Below are 18,738 nucleotides of genomic sequence, written 5' to 3'. Positions count from 1 at the left end.
ACCTGGAAGGACCAGGACCGTCAGGTCGACCCGGAGGCAGGAGGTTCGTGCATGGTGTCACGGCCCGCTCCGGCGTCGGCCCTGCCACCCGGCGCCGAGCTGCCCGAGCACGCCGGTTTCTGGCGCTCGGTGCTCGACGACGTCCTGGAGCCGGTGTTCCTGCAGGACCCGGAAGGCGCTCTGCGCTGGGCCAACGCGGCCGCCGAGAAGCTCGGCCCGGCCGAGCTCGTCGGCGTGACCGAGACCACCGGCAAGGTCGGCCACCGGCCGGCCAAGATCCGCGCGCTGCCCGGCGGCTGGCGCGCCTGGACCGTGGTCGACGACGGCCGCCGCCGTCCTGAGGAGTTCCTCGCCGAAGCCGGTCCGAAACTGGCGCTCGCGCGCGGACGGCACGGCACGGCGCGGGTGATCGCCGAACTGGCGGCGTCCGCTTTGGGCGATTGCGCCTTCGTGCTGCTGCCGACCACCCGCGGCCGCTGGGAATGGTGGAGCTGCACCGAGCACGGCGCGGCGGGCCACGGGCGGATCCGGCGGGTTCCGGCCCAGGTCGCGCCCGTGGTGTCCGACGCGGTCACCGACGGCGTCCGGCCTGAGGCGCGGGCGGTCCCGGCGACGGAAGTGGCGGCGCTTCCGGCCGCGGTGGCCGAGCCGCTCGAAGGGCACCTCGAGGTTTCGGTGGTCTCGTTCGGTTCCGGCATGGCGGGCGCGGTGCTGCTCGGCAGGCGCGGCGAACCCGCGTTCGGGCTGGCGCAAGGCGAGGCGGTCGAGGCGTTCGCGGAGGCGGCCGGCACTGCGCTGGCGAACGCGCAGCGCTACGCCAGTCAGGAAGAAGCCACGCGCGGGCTCGAATCGACGTTGCTTCCGACGCCGCCGGCGCAGATCGACGGCGCGAATTTCGAGCTGTGGTACGAACCCGCCGGCGGGGTGCTGGGCGTCGGCGGCGATTTCTACGACGTCCTCTCCCGCGAGGACGGCAGCGCGTTCGTGGTCGTCGGCGACATCTGCGGCAAGGGCGCCGAGGCGGCCGCGCTGACCGGCCGCGTGCGGCATTCGCTGGCCGCGCTGCATCTCGTCGAACGCGACGGCCGGACGATGCTGCGGCTGCTCAACGAACTCCTGATCTCCGGCGGCAGCAACCGGTTCGCGACGCTCGTGCTCGGTTCGGTCGCGGCCGCGGAGTCCGGGCTCGACGTCACCCTCGCCTCCGGCGGCCACCCCGCCCCGCTCGTGCTGCGGCGCGGGGGAGGGGTCGAGGAGATCAGCGTGCCGGGCACCTTGGTCGGCGTGTCGCCGCAGGCGCGGTTCGCCGAGGCGACGACGCATCTCGAGGAAGGCGACGTCTGCCTGCTCTACACCGACGGCGTCACCGAAGCCCGCAACCGCACGGAATCCACCGAACTGTTCGGCGACGAACGGCTCTACACGGTGCTGGAGGACTGCGTCGGGCAACCGGCGCGCGAAGTCGTGCGCCGGTTGCGCGAGGCGGTGCGGGCCTGGCTCGGGAACTCCGGCCACGACGACATCGCGGTGCTGGCGATCGAGGCCGCGCCGCGCGCGGAGTAACCCGCTGTTTCCTTGCCCGGCAAGGGGAATTCACTTCCCGGGCTGGACCTCCGGCTCCGGTTCCGCCGCCGGCTCCGGCGCGGCGGCGGTCTCGGGATCCGGTTTCGGTTCGGACGCCCGGGCGGTTTCCGGGCGCTCGAAGTGTTCGCGGCACTGCCGTCCGAACCGACGTGCGTGTGCGGTCATCGGTCCCACCTCCCCGGCTCGCCACCAGGATCGCGCGCCGGGACGGACTTCGCCACCGAATTGCGCGGCGTCAGCCGACCGGGTGGTCCGGACTGTCTAATGTGGATTCTTCCCGCTCGGCGGCCCGGTGACGGTGTTCCGCGGCGGTTTCGTCTGCCCCGGCGGGGTTCTCGGCGGATTCCCGCTCGGCTGGCTCTCGGGGTTCGGCTGGTCCGACTGGCTCGGCGGGTTCGGCCGGCTTGCCGACGTCAGCCCGGCCTGCGGCGGCGGGCCGGGCGGAAGAGCCGTGGTCTGCGGGGGCGTCGCCGCGTCCGTCGAACGGACCGGCGGGGCGGACGGCGAACGCGGCGGAGCGGAGTCCGGCGAATCGGACGGAGCGGAAGACGGCGGGGAAACCGGAACCGGAGCCGGTTCGGGGCCGGGCGCGGACCCGGTGCCGGGGCGGAGCGGGGTGGCGAACAGCAGCGTCCCGGCCGCGACGAGCGCGACCGGCAGCCCTGCCGCGAGCAGCGCGCGGCGGCGCGAGACCTGATGGCGGCGGCGGAAGACCGCCAGTCGCGTTTTGAACGGAAGGCGCAGCGTTTCCGTGCCGCGCAACGCGCGCGCCACGGCGGTCGCGGAGGGTCTTTCCTCCGGATCGCGCACGGTCATCGCGCGCAGAGTTCTCGCCAGCGGGTCCGGCGTCCCCGGCGGTACCCGCGGCGACCGATGCAGCCGCACGACCGCGGTTTCCGCCGCCGTGCCCGGGAATTCGCGGACGCCGGTGAGGCATTCCAGGAGAACGAGCCCGAGCGCGTACACGTCCGACGCCGGGCCGGGAGGTTCGCCGAGGACCTGCTCCGGCGACAGGTAAGCCGCCGTCCCGACGACCGCGCCGGTGTCGGTCACGCGGGTCGCGTCCACGATGCGCGCGACGCCGAAGTCGGCGATCCGCGGGCCGTCGCCGGACATGAGGATGTTGGCGGGTTTGAGGTCGCGGTGGGTCACCTCGTGCGCGTGCACGTGGGCGAGCGCCTCGGCCAGCTGTGCGCCCAGTTCGACGACCTGGCCGGCGGGCAGCGGCCCGGAGCGCAGCCATTCGGACAGGTTGGGCCCGGGCACGAAGTCCATGACGAGGTACGCGTGCCCCTCGTCGACCCCGGCGTCGACGAACCCGACCAGCCCCGGATGCCGCACCGCGCGCAGCGCCGCGATCTCCTGCTCCCGGCGGTTGCGGCCCATTTCCACCGCTCCGGCGTGGAAGAGCTTCACCGCGACCGCGGCTCCGGTTTCGCGGTCCTCGGCGCGGTGCACGCAGGCTGTCGCGCCTTCGCCGATCCGTTCGACCAGCTCGTACCGGTCGTTCAGGACCAGCGGAGCGGGCCCGTACCCGCCCAGCGCGAACCGTCTCGCGGTCGTGGCCGCGTCCGCATCGCCAGAGTCCGTCATCTCCGGTCACCTTCCGCCGGGGCAGCCCGGTCAATTTACCCGCCCCCGGGCGGCGGCAAACGCGGAGTCGGCCGCGGAAAAACGCGCGGCACCGGCCGTCGCGGAGGTTCGCGGGTAGAGTGGCTTACGGACACTACCGGCGCGCGCAATACTTGCAGCTACATTGACCGGCGCCGATGCTGCCCGGGGCCGCGGCCGCCCGCAACCGGGGCCGCCTGGAGGAGGTGCACCATGTCGTTGTCGGACGACGCCGTCGAGGCGCGCGCGCAAGGCTGGCGGACGTTGGCGGCGCTGCACGCGCGGATCGAAGACCGGCTGAACCGCGCGCTGGAAAGCGAGCACGAGCTGTCGGTGAGCGAGTACACGGTGCTCGACGTGCTGGGCCGCCAGGACGGCTTCCACCTGCGGATGAGCCAGCTGGCCAACGCGGTGGTGCTGAGCCAGTCGGCGACGACCCGGCTCGTCACGCGGCTCGAGGAGCGCGGCCTGCTGTCGCGGTACCTGTGCCAGGACGACCGGCGCGGCATCTACACCGAGGTCACGCAGTCCGGGCAGCAGCTGCTGGCCGCCGCCCGCCCCACGCACGACGCGGCGCTGTCGGCCGCGCTGGCCGAGGCTGAGGAGCTCCCGGAGCTGGCGCCCTTGGTCACCGCGCTGGGATCGCTCACCTTCGCCGCCAAGTGACGTTCCGTGAAGGGCTCCTTGAGGGAATCTGATTCCCTCAAGGAGCCCTTCACGGACTTTCAAGGCCGCAGGCGATGCAGGTCGCGGGGGAAGAGCGTCGCCCCGCGCACGTTCGCGACGCCCAGCACCCGCGCGACCCAGCGCTCCAGCCCGATCGCGAACCCGCCGTGCGGCGGCATACCGTACGCGAACGCGTCGAGGTAGTCCGAGTACTGCGCGGCCGCCTCGCCGAGCACGGCCAGGTAGTCCGCGTGGCGATGCAGCCGCTGGCCGCCGGTGACCAGTTCCAGACCGCGGAACAGCAGGTCGAAACTGTGCGAGCGGGCCGGGTCCGCCGGGTCGGGATGGGTGTAGAACGGCCGTTTCGCCATCGGGTATCCGGTCACGAACAGGAATTCCGACCCGTGTTCCCGCTCGGCCCATTCGCCCAGCCAGCGTTCGTGCGCGGGCGCGAGGTCCGGTTCGCCGCGCGGGTCCTCACTGGTGTTGCGGGCCAGAAGTGCTTGCGCCGCCGCGAAATCGATCGACGGAATCTCCTCTGGCACCGTCGGTGCGTCCGGCCCTGCTGCAGCGGCCATCTCCGCTACGACGTCCCGCAGCACGGTCATCACGTCGCGGTGGTCGGCGATGAAGCCCAGTTCCGCGTCGAGACTCGTGTACTGAGCCAGGTGTCGTGCGGTGTCGTGGGGTTCGGCCCGGAATACCGGACCCACCTCGTACACCCGCTCGAACACGCCGACCATGGCCTGCTTGAAAAACTGTGGTGATTGAGCGAGGTAAGCCGGACGTCCGAAGTAGTCGAGCTGGAAGACATTCGCCCCGGATTCCGTCGCCGTGGCAACGATCTTCGGCGTGTGAATCTCAGTGAATCCCTGTCCGTCCAATGCTCGCCGGAACGCGGCGACGCTCGCCGCGGCCACCTCGAAGCGCCGCCGCAGCACCGGATGCCGCAGCGCGACCGCCGCATTGTCCAGTACCACCGGCAAACCAGCGGCCACCTCTGGTCGATAAAGAGGAAACGGCGGCTGCTTTTCCGGTGCGGACAGTACTTCTAATACCGGCTCCCGCAGTTCGACTCCTTGCGGTGCCTGCGGATTGGCGACCACCTGCCCGGTGAGCCGCACGACGGTCTCCTCGGCGACCTCCGGCGGCTCGGCGAAAACCGCCTGTGCCGTGCCGGTCCGGTCGCGGACGACCAGGAACGCCACGGATTTCAGGACGCGCCGGCGGTGCACCCAGCCGGCGATCGTCACGGTGGAGCCCACGCGGCCACGCAGGCAGGCCACCGGGGTGCGGGTACTCATTCCTTCTCCTGAGCGCACTCGGCGACCCCTTGGGGGTGCGGGCGAGAAGGGACACTCGCGGTGCCACCGCACCTTCGCCGCCTGAGGGCGGCCTCGTTCTGGCCGGATGACGGCGGCCGGGCCGGCGGGGCATTTCCTCCCCGCACTCAGGAGTGTCTTCGCGCTGGGCCGCGACACTGCCTTCTCACCGCCGGCAGCTCTCTGTCCCTCGCGGGACCCTGCGCTACTTGTCTCCGTCAACGTGTTGCCCGCAACGGTAAAACACCGCCGCCATCCGCGTCGCCTGATTTACCGGACGCCGAGCAGATGCTCCAGAGCCAGCTGGTTGAGCCGGGTGAAGTGGTAGCCGCGCCGGCCGGCTGCTTCGACGTCGAACTCGTCGGCGGCCAGGTCGTCCAGGGTCTCGCCGGGCGCGAGCGTCGGCGTGGCCAGCTCCGGCACGCGCGACGCGGCGAGCGCCTCGGCGACCTCCGGATCGGCGCGGAACGCACGCGCTTTCTCTCGCAGGATCAGGTAAGTGCGCATGTTCGCCGCCGCGGAAACCCAGACGTCCTCGGGATCCTCGGTGCGCAGCGGTTTGTAGTCGAAGTGCCGGGGGCCGTCGTAGCCGCCGTGCTCCAGCAGGTCGACGAGGAAGAACGCGCTGGTCAGGTCGCCGTGGCCGAAAATCAGGTCCTGGTCGTACTTCGGGCCGTGCTGGCCGTTGAGGTCGAGGTGGAACAGCTTGCCCTGCCACAGTGCCTGCGCGATGCCGTGCACGAAGTTCAGCCCGGCCATCTGCTCGTGGCCGACCTCCGGATTCAGGCCGAACAGCTCGGGCCGCTCCAGCTGCGAGATGAACCCGAGCGCGTGGCCGATCGTCGGCAGCAGGATGTCGCCGCGCGGTTCGTTCGGCTTCGGCTCCAGGGCGAACCGCAGGTCGTAGCCTTGCGAAACGGCGTAGTCGGCGAGGACGTCGAGCCCCTCCTTGTAGCGGGCGAGCGCGGCGCGGACGTCTTTCGCCGCGTCGGATTCCGCTCCCTCGCGACCGCCCCACAGGACGTAGGTCTGCGCGCCGAGTTCCGCGGCGAGGTCGAGATTGCGCCGGACCTTAGTGAGCGCGTACCGCCGGATGTCGCGGTCGTTGCTGGTCAGGCCGCCGTCCTTGAAGACCGGGTGGCTGAACAGGTTCGTCGTCGCCATCGGCACGCGCAGCCCGGTGTCCGCGAGCGCCTTCTTGAACCTGGCGATCGCGGTGTCGCGGTCCGGTTCCGTGGCCAGCAGGTCGTCGTCGTGGAAGGTGACGCCGTACGCGCCGAGGCCGGCCAGCCGGTGCACGCTCTCGACCGGGTCGAGCGGCGGCCGGGTGGCGACACCGAACGGGTCGGCCGCGGGCCAGCCGACGGTCCACAACCCGAACGAGAATTTGTCTTCCGGCGCGGGGGCGTAGTCGGCCATGCCCGTCCCTCCATTTAGTTCACGATGTAGACTAAATACTGCGCTACGGTCGTCCCGGCCGTCAAGAGCGGAGGTCTGCATGGAACCGGTCCGGCACGACGCGATGCGGGCGCGGAACCTCGAGCTGGTGCTCGGCGAGATCAGCCGCGGCGGTCCGCTGACCCGTGCCGCGCTGGCGGAGCTGACCGGGCTGACCAAGTCGACCGTGTCCACTTTGGTCGGCTCGCTCCTGGACGCGGGCTTCCTCTCCGAAACCGCCGCCGTGCGCGCGGGCGAGCGCGGCCGACCCGGGGTCGAGGTGTCGCTGAGCGGCGCACGGATGGCTTCGCTGGGGCTTGAGGCCAATGTGGACTATCTCGCCGCGTGCCTCCTCGATCTAACCGGGACGGTCCGCCGGTCGGTCCGGATTGGGCGCGACAACCGTGGCGTGCCGGCGGAAACCGTGCTGGAGGCGGTGCGGGAGCTGGCTGCTTCGGAGCTGGCTGAGGCACGCGCACTGGGCCTGACGGTCGCTGGCGCGGTGCTCGCGGTGTCCGGTCCGGTGCGGGACGGCGTGGTGCTGAGCGCGCCGAACCTCGGCTGGCGGAACGTGCCCGTTTCGCTGGACCTGCCGGTCCCGGTTTCAGTGGACAACGAGGCCAACCTCGGCGCGCTGGGCGAGCTGTGGTTCGGTGCCGGCGCGGCGGATTTCCTTTACGTGTCCGGCGAAATCGGCATCGGGGCGGGCCTGGTGGCGGAGTCGCGGTTGTTCCGCGGCACCGGCGGCGAACTGGGGCACGTGCTGGTTTCCCCGTCCGGTCCGTCCTGCCGCTGCGGCGCGGTCGGTTGCCTGGAGACCTACGCCGGGCAGGAAGCGCTGCTGACCGCCGCCGGAGTATCCACAGTGGACGCTCTGGCCGCCGCCTTGGCCGATGGCGACGACGCGGCGTTGTCGGCGGCGGCCGCGGCGGGGGAGGCCTTGGGGCTGGCGCTGGCGTCGGCGGTCAATCTGGTGGACGTGGACCGCGTGGTGCTCGGCGGAGTCTTCGGGCCGTTGTTCCGCTGGCTGGCCCCCGCCGCGGAAGCGGTGCTGCGGGCGCGCTTGACCGGCCTGCGTGGTTCAGTGCCGGTGCTGAGCCCTTCCGCCCTCGGCGATTCCGCCGCGACGCTGGGCGCCGCGGGCCGCACCATCCACGGCGTTTTGGCTGATCCGAGCCCGTTTCTGGCCCGCTAGCCCAGGTTGTCGGCGAGCAGCGTCACGACGTCGCGCCAGGCCCGCTCGGCGTGCACCGCGTGATAGCCGACGCCGGGCAGCAGCCGCTGCTCCGGGCCGATCGGCGGATGGTGGAAGGCGTGCTGGGCGCCGCCGTAGACCGTGAGCCGCCAGTCGACGCCCGCGTCCTGCATCTCGGCGGCGAACGCGTCCCGTTGCGCTGGCGGCATGATCGGGTCCTCCGAGCCGACGCCCGCCCACACCGGGCAGCGGATGTTCGCGGCCTCGCCCGGACGGCCGGTGACCAGCCCGTTGACCGTCCCGATCGCCCGCAGGTCGACGCCCGCGCGGCCGAGTTCCAGTACGACCGCGCCGCCGGTGCCGTACCCGATCCCGGCGATCCGGTCCGGATCGGTGCGCGGTTCGGCGAGCAGCACGTCGAGCGCCGCGCGGCCGATGTCGCGTAACCGGTCGGGGTCGTCGAGCAGCGGCAGGCAGCGGGCCAGCATCTCGTCCGGATCGGTGAACCAGCGGCCGCCGTGGATGTCGAAAGCCAGCGCCACGTAACCCTGTTCGGCCAGTGCGTCGGCCCGGGCGCGCTGGAAATCGTTGAGGCCGGTGCCTTCGGGGCCGATCAGGACCCCGGGCCGCCGATCAGTGCCCGCGGGGAGGGCGAGGCGTCCGACCATGGTGAGGCCGTCGGCCGGGTATTCGACGGTGCGTGTCGTGACGGTCTCCATGCGCACCAACCGTAGTGAGCGCCGCGGCCCGGCGGGGTGCTGTTCACCGTCGGCGGACACGTCCGTTCAGGTGACCTTCTCGCGGGAGTCTGCGAAACATGTTAGGAAAGCTTCCTAACTAAAGGAGGATCCGGATGCGCAAGACGATGGTGCTCGCCGCGGCCGTGCTCGCGGTGGCCGGGGCAGTGCCCGCGGTCGCGATGGCGGGCGACAGTCCCGCCGCGGACTCCAGCGGCTGGCGCCCGAAAGCACGCAACATCGTCTACATCCAGGGCGACGGCATGGGTGCGGCGCAGCGGGAGTTCATCCGGCTCGCGACGACCGGCCGGGCGGGCGACCTGGCGATGAACCGGCTTCCGGTGACGGGCATGGTGCACACCGACCCGGATGACCCGGAAAATCTCGTCACCGACTCGGCCGCGGCGGCGACCGCGCTGGCCACCGGCCGCAAAACCCGCAACGGCGCGGTCGGACAGGACGCGCAGGGCCGTCGGTTGCTGACCGTGCTTGAGCAGGCGAAACGCGCGGGCAAGTCGACCGGCTTGGTCACCACCGCGCAGGTCACCGGCGCGTCGCCCGCCGCGTTCGCGTCACACGTGCCTTCGCGGGACCTGCAGAGCGACATCGCGAAGCAGTACATCACCGAAAGCCGTCCGGAAGTCCTCCTCGGCGGCGGCGAAGACTGGTGGCTGCCGAAGGGCGACCCCGGGGCGTGGCCGGACAAGCCGGGCGAGGAAAGCCGCAGCACGCATGGGAATCTCATCGAACAGGCGAAGCGGTCCGGCTACACCTACGTGCGGAACGCGAGCGAACTCGCCGCGACTCGCGCGCCGCGGTTGCTCGGGCTGTTCGCGAACGAGGACATGGTCGACTACGGCCCGGACGGCAAGGGCGCGTACCAGCCGAAGGTCGCGCTGCCGGTGATGGCGAAGAAGGCGCTCGACACGCTTTCCGCCAACCCGCGCGGCTTTTTCCTGTTCCTGGAAGAAGAAGGCATCGACGGGATGTCCCATGAGAACAACGCACACGGCGTCCTCGACGCGGGCCGGGCGCTCGACGCGGCCGTCGCCGAAGTGCTTCGCTTCACCCGCTCGCACCCGGACACCCTGGTGATCATCGGCGGCGACCACGAAACCGGCGGACTGGCCATTGAGGACACTGACGGAGCGCCCGAGGGTAATGAGGACGGTCCGTTTCCCGTGCCGGGCACCAAACTTTCGCTGACCGTCGACTGGACGACCGGCGACCACAGCGGCGTGCCGACCCCGGTCACCGCGACCGGCCCGGGTTCGGATCGCCTCGACGGGACGCTGGACAACACCGACGTCTACCGCGCGATGGTCTCTGCCGCGCACCTGTCATGACCCCCCCGGGTCAGGCCCGGCCGCCGCGGGAAACGCGTCGCTAGTGTCCTCTGTGGACGATATCGGTCGCTGGCCGACGCCGTCGAGCGGGACGAACGCGGTGACCGATACCTTCCTCAGGCCGCGCTTTCCGCGACCCGGGCGAGTTGAGCGGTGACCGTGCCCCAACCGTCCGCGAACCCGAGATCAGCGTGCCGTTCCCGTGCCGCCGGGTCCCCGTGCCGAACGACCGCGCGATAATCCGTGCCCTCCGGATGATCCCGAAGGACGATCTCGGCCGTCATCGCGACCGGCTGCGGGTTCGCCGGCCGCCACGCGCTGTCGAGTGCGTTGGTGAAAACGATCCGCTCGTAGTCTTCGACGACGAGGAAACACGCGTCGAGATGCGGGACGAAGCGGTGGCCGTCCTCGCTCATCTTCGTGACGAACGCACCCCCGGCGCGCACGTCAAGTTCCTCGACGCGGCACCGCAGCGGCGCGGGAATCCACCACTGGGCGAGGCTCGCCGGGTCGGTCCAGGCGTCCCAGACGCGCTTGCGAGGCGCGCGGATGACGCGGTCTAGGGCGAGATCGAGGTCGGGGTTCACGGCTGGTCCTCCTCTTGGCTGGTGACGAACTGCGCGAGCCGGTCGGTGCGCCCGGCCCAGACTCGTCGCTGCTCGGCGAGCCAGTCCTCGACGAGCGCGAACCGCTCGCGGTTGAGGACGCACGTCCGCACCCGCCCGGACTTCACGGTGCGGATCAGCCCGTGCGCCTCGAGCATCCGCACGTGCTTCATGAAGGACGGCAGGGTCATCGGCGCCTCGCCCGCCAGGTCCCCGACACTCGCCGGTCCCTGCCCGAGCCGCCGCACGACCGCCCGCCGGGTCGGATCGGCGAGGGCGGCGAAGACCCCGTCGAGCGTGGACGAATACTGAGCCATGAGGCTAAGTATTGCGGGCGGGAATGGTTAGCGCAAGGGCTAAGTGTTGCGGGGCGGCCGACGGCCGTGGCGGGGTGCAAGCAAAGCGTGAACAGGGCTGCGGCCGCTCCGGATCCGGCAACTGCGGCGCGGCCTCCTGACGAACCGCCTAGCGCGGCGGTTGAGGCAAAGCGGCAACCGAGGGAGTCGAACCCTGCGCGGCTTGTGAAGGCGGCGCTCCTGACCGGCCCTGACCCTTCGGCGGGCGACGGCTGCCATGTCTTCCGAATACCCGTTTCAACGCCGGCCTCAGCACCCGAATTCCCGCTTCACCCGAACGGGGCTGCCTGGCAGGCTGGGCGCATGGACGATCTTCTCCTCCGCCGCGTCCGGGTCGGGTTGCGAGGGCCGCTCGCCGACGTCCGGGTGCGCGACGGCGTCGTGACGGCTGTCGAGGAACCGGGCACTGGCAGCGGGTTCGCCGCGCGCGTGCTCGACGGGCACGGCGGCACGCTCCTGCCCGGGCTCGTCGACGCGCACGCGCACCTCGTTCAGTGGGCCGGTTTCCGCAGGCGCATCCCGCTGGACAGCGCGCGATCCGCGGTCGGCGCGGTCGAACTGCTGATGGAGAAGCTGCTCGACGCATCGGCGGGCGAACTCGTCGTCGGCGTCGGGTTCCGGGACGCGCTGTGGCCGGACCGGCCGCACAAGGATCTGCTGCAGCGCGCGCTGCCGGGCCGCGCGGTGGCGTTGTTCAGCGCGGATCTGCATACGTTGTGGCTCAGCCCGGCCGCGCTGAAACTGATCGGCCGCGAGCATCCGACCGGCGTCCTGCTGGAGAACGACTGCATGAGCGCCACGGCGGCGTTGCCGTCCGCGCCGGTCGAGGTCCAGGACGACTGGGTCGCCGAGGCGCTGGCCACCGCGGCGAAGCGGGGCGTGACGTCGGTGGTCGACTACGAATATGCGGACACGGTCGCGGATTGGACTCGACGAGCGGCCAAGGCAAAGCCGGCGACGAGGGTTTCCTGTGTGATCGCGCGGTATCTGCTGGACGAGACTATCCAGAGAGGACACCGTACCGGCGATGTTCTGCCCGCGGGCGAAGGGTTGCTCACGGTCGGTCCGTTCAAGCTGTTTGTCGACGGTTCGCTCAACACCCGCACCGCCTACTGTCACGAGTCTTACCCGGGATCTGGCGAAAACGGGTTGCTGGAGCTGCCGCCGGAGGAACTGGTTCCGTTGCTGCGCCGCGCGCACGAGCACGGGCTGACCCCCGCGGTGCACGCGATCGGCGACCACGCCAACACCATCGCGCTGGACGCGTTCGAGGAGGTCGGCTGCCCGGGCCGGATCGAGCACGCGCAGTTGCTGCGGCCCGAGGACGTGCCGAGGTTCGCCGCGCTCGGACTGGTCGCGAGTGTGCAGCCCGCGCACCAGCCCGACGACCGCGACGTCGCCGACCGGCATTGGCACGGCCGCACCGAGCGCGCGTACGCCTATCGCGCCCTGCTGGACGCCGGCGCCCGGCTGGAACTCGGCTCGGACGCGCCGGTCGCGCCGCTCGATCCGTGGGACGGCATCGCCGCCGCGGTCGGCCGGACCGACGACGACCGGCCGCCGTGGCATCCGGAGCAGGCCATCCCGCTCGAAGACGCGCTGGCCGCGTCCTCGGGCGGCCGCCGCGGCGTCCGGGTCGGCGACGTGGCCGATCTGGTGCTGACGGCGGCTGACCCGAGTGGACTGTCCACAAAGGAGCTGCGGGAAATGCCGGTCTCCGCGACGATCGTGGCGGGGAAGCCGACGTACCTGGCGTAGCTCACTTCCCGTGCGGGTCCGCGGCGTTGAGCGTCGCCACCACCTGGTGGTAGTCGCCGCGGGCCTCGCCGTGGCGGAGGAATTTGACGTTCTCGACCTGGATCTCGGTGGCGTCCGGCTGCGTTTCGAGCAGTTCCATGACCTCGCTGACGAACGCGTCCAGCGGCATCGCGAACTCGCTTTCCTCCTGACCGGGCAGGAGCGCGGTCCGCACCGCCGGCGGCTCCAGTTCGACGACCTTCACCGACGTGTCGGCCAGCTGCAGCCGCAGCGATTCGCTGAGCATGTGGATAGCGGCCTTCGACGCGTTGTAGCTCGGCGTGGCCTTCAGCGGCGCGAAGGCGAGGCCGGACGAAACGGTGAGGATCGTGGCGTCCGGACGGGTCTGCAGGTGCTCGACGAACGCGGCGATGAGCCGGATCGGGCCGAGAACGTTGGTGGTCAAGGTCGCTTCCGCGCTGTCCAAAAAGGACTCCGGGCGGTGCCAGTCCTCGACGCGCATGATGCCCGCCATCGGCACGAGCACGTTCAGGTCCGGATGCTTCGCGAGCACCTCCTTGGCCGCGGTTTCGATGCTTGCCGGATCGGTGGTGTCGATCTGCACGGTATCGAGCCCGGGGTGGTCGGCGGCGATCCGGGCGAGCAGTTCGGCGCGCCGCCCGCCGACGATGACCGTGTTGCCCTTCGCCTGCAGTTCGCGGGCGAGGGCGAGGCCGATCCCGCTGGTCGAGCCGGGGATGAAGACGGTGTTTCCGGTGATGTTCATGCCACTGAGTTTCGGCGGAGCGAAGCGGCGGCGGCAGAGACCGCGTATCGGGGGATCGGCGATCCCTGGCTGCGGCGGCGAGCCGGGCAGATACTGGGTCCATGGATCGAGCTGAGCTGGCTGCCTTTCTCCGCAGCCGTCGCGAGGGGTTGCGGCCCGAGGACGTCGGGCTGCCCGCGGGCGCGCGGCGGCGGGCAGCCGGGCTGCGGCGGGAGGAGGTCGCGGCGCTGGCGGCGATGTCCACCGACTATTACACGCGCCTGGAGCAGCAACGCGGACCGCAGCCGAGCGAGCAGATGCTGGCCGCGCTGGCCCGGGCACTGCGGCTCACCGACGACGAGCGCGACTACCTGTTCCACCTCGCCGGCCGCACCGCACCGTCCCCGGTCGTCGCCGCGACGCACGTCGCTCCGGCGCTGATGCGGGTGCTCGACCGGTTGTCGGACACGCCCGCGCTCATCCTGTCGAATCTCGGCGAGGTGCTGGTGCAGAACCGGTTCGCGGAGGCGTTGTACGGCGACCGATCGCAGTACACCGGACTGGCGCGCAGCGAGATCTACCGGTGGTTCACCGACCCGGCCGAACGGCTCGTCTATCCCGCGCACGACCGGGACCGGCAGAGCCGCGCGCTGGTGGCGAACCTGCGGGTGGTGCACGGGTCGATGGGACCGCGCTCGCGGGCGGGCGAGCTGGTGCGCGCGCTGACCCGCGAGAGCCCGGAGTTCGCGCGGCTGTGGGAAGAACGCCAAGTGGCCAAACGGTTCGAGGACCACAAGGTGCTCGTGCATCCGCAACTGGGCGAGATCGAGGTGGACTGCCAGGTGCTGTTCACCGAGGACCAGTCGCAGGCGCTGCTGGTGCTGACCGCGCCGCCCCGCAGCGAGGCGTTCGAGAAAATCCAGCTGCTGGGCGTGCTGGGGAACGAGCAGTTCGCCGGTTAGCCGGGGGTATGCCGGTGAGAACCGGCATCGCCGCGCACGAGCCTCAGCGCGGAAGCGGCCCGGTATACGCGTCGCGAGCCCGCTCCACCGCGGGCAGATGCTCGTCGGTCCACTCGGCGAGCGCGGCGAAGACCGGGGCCAGGCTCCGGCCGAGTTCGGTGATCTCGTACTCGACGCGCGGCGGCACCTCGGCGTAGTAGCGCCGGTGCACCAGGCCGTCGCGTTCGAGCTGGCGAAGCCGCTGGGTGAGGACCTTGCCGGTCGCGCCGAGCTGCCGTTCCAGCTCGCCGAAACGCACCGGCCCGGACTGGTTGAGCGTCCAGAGGATCGGGGTCGTCCACCGGCTGAACAGCAGGTCGACGGTCGGGCTGATCCGGCACGCGGCCAGCGGATCCGCGGCGGTGCGCTCGGTGGTGGTCATGCGGCTCCAATACTTTCCCTGAGGAACCTACTGTACGGCCGCTTTTAGCCTCGCTGTGTCGCTTTCGACCCCTAGCTGAGGAGCAAGTCTTGATCGTCGTCACTGGTGCCACGGGCAACGTCGGCCGCCTGCTGGTCGAGTCCCTTTCCGAATCCGGCCACGCCGTGACCGCCGTTTCGCGGGGCGTGACGTCCCCGCCGCCGTCACGGCCCGGCGTGACCCCGATGGTCGCGGATCTCGCCGACGCGGGCAGCCTGGTCCCGGCGCTGAAAGGCGCGGACGCCCTGTTTCTGCTGGTCTCCGGCGCGGGAGCGCACGTCGACGGGGAAGCAGTCCTGCAGGCCGCGGCCGACGCTGGCGTCTCGCGGGTGGTCCTGCAGTCGTCCCAGGCCGCCGGAACCCGCCCGGAGGCGGTTTCGCACGCGCCGCTGGCCGCGTTGGAGGAGACGGCGCGGACGTCCGGTCTGGAATGGACAATCCTTCGTCCCGGCGGATTCACGACCAACGCCTTCGCCTGGATCCCGTCGATTCGGGCGCAGCGCAAGGTTTTCTCGCCGTTCGGCGACGTCGCGCTCCCCGCGGTGGACCCGCTCGACATCGCCGAAGTCGCCGCCGCCGCGCTGACTGGTCGCGGTCATGCCGGGCAGACGTACGTCCTCACCGGACCGGAGGCGACGAGCCCGCGACAGCGTGCGGAGATCCTCGGAACTGCCCTCGGGGAACCGCTGGAGTTCGTCGAGGTTGCCCGAGCGCAGGCGCGCGAGCAGATGGTGCAGCAGATGCCGGAACCGGTCGCCGACGGGACGCTCGACATCCTCGGCCAGCCGCTTCCGGAGGAGCTTCGCGTCAGCCCCGCTGTCGAGAAGGTGCTGTGCCGCCCGGCGACCTCGTTCGCTTCCTGGGTGAGCCGCAGCGTCGACGCGTTCCGGTGATCACAAATCGCGCGAGTGCAGGAGGGACCGGACGCGGAGTTGCCGGCGGGGCTCGTGGCGACGCAGCCCGTCGACAATCACCGCGGCCCCGATCCAGGTCGCCCCGGCGTCGGCGACCAGGGCTTGCGCGGCGAAGGCTTGGCCGCCGGTGTCGATCCAGTCGTCCACCAGCAACGCGCGGTCGCCCGCCTGGAGCAGGCGGCGGCTGAAGCCGAGCCGGAGGTGGCGGTCCTGGTAGTCCGGGGGCGAGGTGCGCTGGAGCCACCGGTCGGAATCGCCGGCCGGGTACCGGTTTTTGCGCACCTCGACGAAGCCCGCGCCGAGTTCCACCGCGACCAGCGGACCCAGCAGCGAGCCGCGGGATTCGGGGCCCAGCACGACATTCGGCCGTTCGTCGGCGAACAGCCCGGCGAGCGCCGGGCCGAGTTCGCGCAGCAGTCCGGGCGCCCGCCACCACCCCGCCGGGTCGGGGAAGCGGCGGCGGTCCGGCCCGTCCCCGAGCCAGGCGGTGGCCTCGCGGATCCGGTCCGCCACGGTGCTCATGCGTTCGATGGTCGCAGCGGCCGGTGCCCGAAGCGAGCGAATTATGGCTTTCGCGCGGCTCCCGCGAGGATCACCGAATGCGCGGGCGTCTCGAACTCCACCTGCGGCGCGCCTTCGCCGGATTCCTCCGGATGCCACGACGGCGTCCAGGTGAGCCCCGGTTCGAGCATTTCGAAGGACCCGAACAGCGCCTGGATCTCCTCGCGCAAACGCCAGATCACCGGGCTGCTGGAGCGGTCGTACATCTGCTTCAGCTCGACGAGCCCGGCGTCCACGCCGGAGGGGACGCCCTCGTCGGTGATGTGGGAGATGGCGAGAAACGAGCCGGGGGCGAGGAGATCGCGGTACTGCGCGACGATGGACGGGCCGAGGTCCTCGGTGCCGCCGCTGTCCTCGGCGGGCGGCTGCTGGACGTGCAGCACCGCGATCAGCAGCAGCGCGAGGGGTTTCTCGACGTCGATGACGCCGGTCGCGGCGATCTGTTCCCACAGCCGTTCCGGGTCGCGCATGTCCGCGTGGATCACCGCGTGCCGGTCGAGGTCGCCCGACTCGCGCAGCAGGGTCTCCGAATGCGCGACGGCGACCGGTTCGTAGTCGACGTAGCAGACGTGGCTCTCGCCCGGCGCGAGCTCGTCGGCGACCTGGTGCGCGTGGCCCATGGTCGGCACGCCGGAGCCGATGTCGACGAACTGCCGCACGCCCTGTTTCACCAGGTGCCGCACGAGGCGGTGCAGGAACAGCCGGTTGGCCTTGGCGATCGGGCGGATCAGCGGGAACTCGCGGATCACCTCGTCGGCGAACTCCCGGTCGATCGTCCAGTTGGTGGTGCCGCCGAGGTAGTAGTCGTACACCCGCGCGACGCTCGGGTGGTCGAGGTCGACCCCGGGAGGCGGGAAGGGTTCGTCGGCCACCGGTGGCTGTTCCTAATCGGTAGTAGGGATAGTTCTTCCGGCTCGTGACCGGGTCGGTTGGTGCTGGTCCGCCGGCGGGCGACGCCTGTGGGTTCCCGTCGTTCGACGACTTGTGAAAGAACGGCGCGTCCGCCGGTGGACTGGTGATCGTGGTGGTGGGATGTCGTGGCCCGAGTCCGCCGCAGGAGGTGACCTCTCGATGTGTTCCCGAGCTTCGAGCTCTTCGACAGAACGAGGACCCTGCGGTGTGCTGGAGTCACGAACGGCTACTGAGATGACGGACCGCCGAGTCCCGCGATTAGGGCGCTGCGTGACCCCGCCTGGACCCGTGAGCAGCAGCAACAGGAAAGGAAACGTGACGGTTTGACACTGTTCTGCGGCATCGACTGGGCCGAATCCCACCACGACGTCGCCATCATCGACGACACCGCAACCGTGATCGCCAAAGCCCGCATCGGCGACGACGCCACCGGGTTCGCCCGGCTGCTCGACCTGCTCGCCGAGGCCGGAGACACCGCCGACGCGCAGATCCCGGTCGGCATCGAAACCGACCACGGGCTGCTCGTCGCCGCGCTGCGCTCCACCGGCCGCACCATTTACGCGATCAACCCCCTCTCGGCATCGCGCTACCGGGCCCGGCACCAGGTGTCGGGCGCGAAGTCCGACGCCGCGGACGCCGCGCTGCTGGCCAACATCGTGCGCACCGACGCGGCCGCGCACCGACCGCTGCCGGCCGACACCGAACTGGCCCAAGCGGTGCGGGTGCTGGCACGAGCGCAACAGGACGCGGTCTGGGCCCGCCAGCAGCTGGGCAACCAGCTCCGGTCGCTGCTCAAGGAGTTCTACCCCGCGGCGCTGGAAGCGTTCGCCGGACAGCCCGAGGGCGGCCTGGCCCGCCGCGACGCCCGCACCGTCCTCGCCGCCGCCCCGACACCCGCGCTCGCAGCGACACTGACCCGCGCCCGGCTGCGGACACTGCTGACCAAGGCCGGACGCCGCCGCAACGTCGATGCCGACGTCGACCGCCTCCACGGCGTGTTCCGGTCCGAGCGGCTGCGGCAACCGCCGATCGTGGAGAACGCGATGGGCATCCAGTTTTCGGCTCTGCTGAGCCAATTCGAGGCCGCCTGCGCCGCCTCCGACAGTCTGGCGGAGGCGGCACGGACACATTTTGAACAGCACCCGGACGCCACGATCATCACCAGCTTCCCCGGCCTCGGACTGCTGGCCGGCGCCCGGGTGCTCGCCGAAATCGGAGACGACCGCACCCGCTTCACCGATCCCCGCGGACTGAAGGCCTACGCCGGATCCGCACCGATCACCCGCGCCAGCGGCCGAAAAACCGTGGTCTCGCACCGCCACATCAAAAACCGCCGCCTCGCCGCAGTCGGACCCGTCTGGGCGCTCGCCTCGCTGCGAGCCAGCCCCGGCGCACGACGCCACTTCGACACCCGCCGCGCCGCCGGAGACTGGAACCACCAAGCCCAACGCCACCTGTTCAACAAATTCCTCGGACAACTCCACCACTGCCTGCAGACGGACCGCCTCTACGACGAACACCAAGCCTTCCCACCTCCTCCAGCCCACACGGCTTGACTTCTAACAAC

The 18,738-nt window shown here is 71.1% G+C and carries 19 protein-coding genes; 8 read left to right on the top strand and 11 right to left on the bottom strand.

Features of this window, described 5'->3' with window-relative positions:
- Nucleotides 1–51 precede the first annotated feature (51 nt).
- Complete coding sequence (locus CU254_RS27200) at nt 52–1,563, top strand: PP2C family protein-serine/threonine phosphatase (RefSeq protein WP_009081190.1); 1,512 nt, start codon at nt 52–54, stop codon at nt 1,561–1,563.
- 30 nt (nt 1,564–1,593) lie between these two features.
- Here CU254_RS27200 and CU254_RS43260 read toward each other — a convergent pair whose 3' ends face one another.
- Nucleotides 1,594–1,749, bottom strand: coding sequence for a hypothetical protein (locus CU254_RS43260; protein WP_158688098.1), 156 nt, complete (start codon nt 1,747–1,749; stop codon nt 1,594–1,596).
- Between the two features lie 96 nt (nt 1,750–1,845).
- On the bottom strand, nt 1,846–3,177 hold the full coding sequence (locus CU254_RS27195) for a serine/threonine-protein kinase (protein WP_009081188.1): 1,332 nt from the start codon (nt 3,175–3,177) through the stop codon (nt 1,846–1,848).
- A gap of 231 nt (nt 3,178–3,408) precedes the next feature.
- On the opposite strand from CU254_RS27195, the gene CU254_RS27190 reads away from it, so the two are divergent.
- The gene (locus tag CU254_RS27190) at nt 3,409–3,861 is read left to right on the top strand and encodes a MarR family winged helix-turn-helix transcriptional regulator (protein ID WP_009081185.1); all 453 of its coding nucleotides are present in this window, start codon (nt 3,409–3,411) and stop codon (nt 3,859–3,861) included.
- 59 nt (nt 3,862–3,920) lie between these two features.
- Here CU254_RS27190 and aspS read toward each other — a convergent pair whose 3' ends face one another.
- Together aspS and xylA are read right to left on the bottom strand one after the other, a co-directional pair.
- Nucleotides 3,921–5,165: an aspartate--tRNA(Asn) ligase gene (gene aspS / locus CU254_RS27185; RefSeq protein ID WP_050788289.1), complete on the bottom strand. Its 1,245-nt coding sequence runs from the start codon at nt 5,163–5,165 to the stop codon at nt 3,921–3,923.
- A 288-nt stretch (nt 5,166–5,453) separates the two neighbouring features.
- Nucleotides 5,454–6,602: a xylose isomerase gene (gene xylA, locus CU254_RS27180; RefSeq protein WP_037714982.1), complete on the bottom strand. Its 1,149-nt coding sequence runs from the start codon at nt 6,600–6,602 to the stop codon at nt 5,454–5,456.
- Between the two features lie 79 nt (nt 6,603–6,681).
- On the opposite strand from xylA, the gene CU254_RS27175 reads away from it, so the two are divergent.
- On the top strand, nt 6,682–7,815 hold the full coding sequence (locus tag CU254_RS27175) for an ROK family transcriptional regulator (protein WP_009081181.1): 1,134 nt from the start codon (nt 6,682–6,684) through the stop codon (nt 7,813–7,815).
- Here CU254_RS27175 and CU254_RS27170 read toward each other — a convergent pair.
- Nucleotides 7,812–8,534: a dienelactone hydrolase family protein gene (locus CU254_RS27170; protein WP_037714979.1), complete on the bottom strand. Its 723-nt coding sequence runs from the start codon at nt 8,532–8,534 to the stop codon at nt 7,812–7,814. The two genes, CU254_RS27175 and CU254_RS27170, sit on opposite strands and share 4 nt — an antisense overlap.
- 134 nt (nt 8,535–8,668) lie before the next feature.
- On the opposite strand from CU254_RS27170, the gene CU254_RS27165 reads away from it, so the two are divergent.
- The gene (locus CU254_RS27165) at nt 8,669–9,898 is read left to right on the top strand and encodes an alkaline phosphatase (protein WP_009081178.1); all 1,230 of its coding nucleotides are present in this window, start codon (nt 8,669–8,671) and stop codon (nt 9,896–9,898) included.
- A gap of 116 nt (nt 9,899–10,014) precedes the next feature.
- Here CU254_RS27165 and CU254_RS27160 read toward each other — a convergent pair whose 3' ends face one another.
- Both CU254_RS27160 and CU254_RS27155 read right to left on the bottom strand, forming a co-directional pair.
- Entirely contained in the window at nt 10,015–10,485 is a 471-nt protein-coding gene (locus CU254_RS27160; protein WP_009081177.1) for an SRPBCC domain-containing protein, read from the bottom strand.
- A complete protein-coding gene (locus CU254_RS27155) occupies nt 10,482–10,820 on the bottom strand; it encodes a helix-turn-helix transcriptional regulator (protein WP_009081175.1) in 339 nt (112 codons plus the stop codon). Before CU254_RS27155 ends, CU254_RS27160 begins: the two co-directional genes overlap by 4 nt.
- A 342-nt stretch (nt 10,821–11,162) precedes the next feature.
- Between CU254_RS27155 and CU254_RS27150 the strand changes: the two genes are divergently transcribed.
- On the top strand, nt 11,163–12,617 hold the full coding sequence (locus CU254_RS27150; protein WP_009081174.1) for an amidohydrolase: 1,455 nt from the start codon (nt 11,163–11,165) through the stop codon (nt 12,615–12,617).
- A gap of 1 nt (nt 12,618) precedes the next feature.
- On the opposite strand, the gene CU254_RS27145 is transcribed toward CU254_RS27150, so the two are convergent.
- The gene (locus tag CU254_RS27145) at nt 12,619–13,383 is read right to left on the bottom strand and encodes an SDR family oxidoreductase (RefSeq protein ID WP_009081172.1); all 765 of its coding nucleotides are present in this window, start codon (nt 13,381–13,383) and stop codon (nt 12,619–12,621) included.
- A 101-nt stretch (nt 13,384–13,484) separates the two neighbouring features.
- Here CU254_RS27145 and CU254_RS27140 point away from each other — a divergent pair, with 101 nt between their 5' ends.
- A complete protein-coding gene (locus CU254_RS27140) occupies nt 13,485–14,324 on the top strand; it encodes a helix-turn-helix domain-containing protein (RefSeq protein ID WP_009081171.1) in 840 nt (279 codons plus the stop codon).
- 43 nt (nt 14,325–14,367) lie between these two features.
- On the opposite strand, the gene CU254_RS27135 is transcribed toward CU254_RS27140, so the two are convergent.
- Nucleotides 14,368–14,745 carry a helix-turn-helix domain-containing protein gene (locus CU254_RS27135; RefSeq protein ID WP_009081170.1) on the bottom strand — a complete coding sequence of 126 codons (378 nt, stop codon included), beginning with the start codon at nt 14,743–14,745 and terminating at the stop codon, nt 14,368–14,370.
- 89 nt (nt 14,746–14,834) lie between these two features.
- Between CU254_RS27135 and CU254_RS27130 the strand changes: the two genes are divergently transcribed.
- Nucleotides 14,835–15,677, top strand: a complete 843-nt coding sequence (locus CU254_RS27130) for an NAD(P)H-binding protein (protein WP_009081169.1) — start codon at nt 14,835–14,837, stop codon at nt 15,675–15,677.
- On the opposite strand, the gene CU254_RS27125 is transcribed toward CU254_RS27130, so the two are convergent.
- Nucleotides 15,678–16,220: a phosphoribosyltransferase family protein gene (locus CU254_RS27125; RefSeq protein WP_009081168.1), complete on the bottom strand. Its 543-nt coding sequence runs from the start codon at nt 16,218–16,220 to the stop codon at nt 15,678–15,680. It abuts the gene before it with no gap.
- A 41-nt stretch (nt 16,221–16,261) separates the two neighbouring features.
- Nucleotides 16,262–17,131 (bottom strand): SAM-dependent methyltransferase, encoded by an 870-nt coding sequence (locus CU254_RS27120; RefSeq protein ID WP_009081167.1) that lies wholly within the window; start codon nt 17,129–17,131, stop codon nt 16,262–16,264.
- Between the two features lie 363 nt (nt 17,132–17,494).
- On the opposite strand from CU254_RS27120, the gene CU254_RS27110 reads away from it, so the two are divergent.
- On the top strand, nt 17,495–18,727 hold the full coding sequence (locus CU254_RS27110) for an IS110 family transposase (RefSeq protein ID WP_009072274.1): 1,233 nt from the start codon (nt 17,495–17,497) through the stop codon (nt 18,725–18,727).
- Nucleotides 18,728–18,738 lie beyond the last annotated feature (11 nt).

It is taken from the genome of Amycolatopsis sp. AA4, from assembly GCF_002796545.1.
GTDB lineage: Bacteria > Actinomycetota > Actinomycetes > Mycobacteriales > Pseudonocardiaceae > Amycolatopsis.
This window is presented reverse-complemented; position numbering and strand designations above follow the sequence as displayed.

Bases quoted from the DNA above. Each gene is read 5' to 3' on its own strand.
- CU254_RS27200 (WP_009081190.1), top strand. From the start codon at position 52: ATGGTGTCACGGCCCGCTCCGGCGTCGGCCCTGCCACCCGGCGCCGAG.
- CU254_RS43260 (WP_158688098.1), bottom strand. From the start codon at position 1,749: ATGACCGCACACGCACGTCGGTTCGGACGGCAGTGCCGCGAACACTTC.
- CU254_RS27195 (WP_009081188.1), bottom strand. From the start codon at position 3,177: ATGACGGACTCTGGCGATGCGGACGCGGCCACGACCGCGAGACGGTTC.
- CU254_RS27190 (WP_009081185.1), top strand. From the start codon at position 3,409: ATGTCGTTGTCGGACGACGCCGTCGAGGCGCGCGCGCAAGGCTGGCGG.
- aspS (WP_050788289.1), bottom strand. From the start codon at position 5,165: ATGAGTACCCGCACCCCGGTGGCCTGCCTGCGTGGCCGCGTGGGCTCC.
- xylA (WP_037714982.1), bottom strand. From the start codon at position 6,602: ATGGCCGACTACGCCCCCGCGCCGGAAGACAAATTCTCGTTCGGGTTG.
- CU254_RS27175 (WP_009081181.1), top strand. From the start codon at position 6,682: ATGGAACCGGTCCGGCACGACGCGATGCGGGCGCGGAACCTCGAGCTG.
- CU254_RS27170 (WP_037714979.1), bottom strand. From the start codon at position 8,534: ATGGAGACCGTCACGACACGCACCGTCGAATACCCGGCCGACGGCCTC.
- CU254_RS27165 (WP_009081178.1), top strand. From the start codon at position 8,669: ATGCGCAAGACGATGGTGCTCGCCGCGGCCGTGCTCGCGGTGGCCGGG.
- CU254_RS27155 (WP_009081175.1), bottom strand. From the start codon at position 10,820: ATGGCTCAGTATTCGTCCACGCTCGACGGGGTCTTCGCCGCCCTCGCC.
- CU254_RS27150 (WP_009081174.1), top strand. From the start codon at position 11,163: ATGGACGATCTTCTCCTCCGCCGCGTCCGGGTCGGGTTGCGAGGGCCG.
- CU254_RS27145 (WP_009081172.1), bottom strand. From the start codon at position 13,383: ATGAACATCACCGGAAACACCGTCTTCATCCCCGGCTCGACCAGCGGG.
- CU254_RS27140 (WP_009081171.1), top strand. From the start codon at position 13,485: ATGGATCGAGCTGAGCTGGCTGCCTTTCTCCGCAGCCGTCGCGAGGGG.
- CU254_RS27135 (WP_009081170.1), bottom strand. From the start codon at position 14,745: ATGACCACCACCGAGCGCACCGCCGCGGATCCGCTGGCCGCGTGCCGG.
- CU254_RS27125 (WP_009081168.1), bottom strand. From the start codon at position 16,220: ATGAGCACCGTGGCGGACCGGATCCGCGAGGCCACCGCCTGGCTCGGG.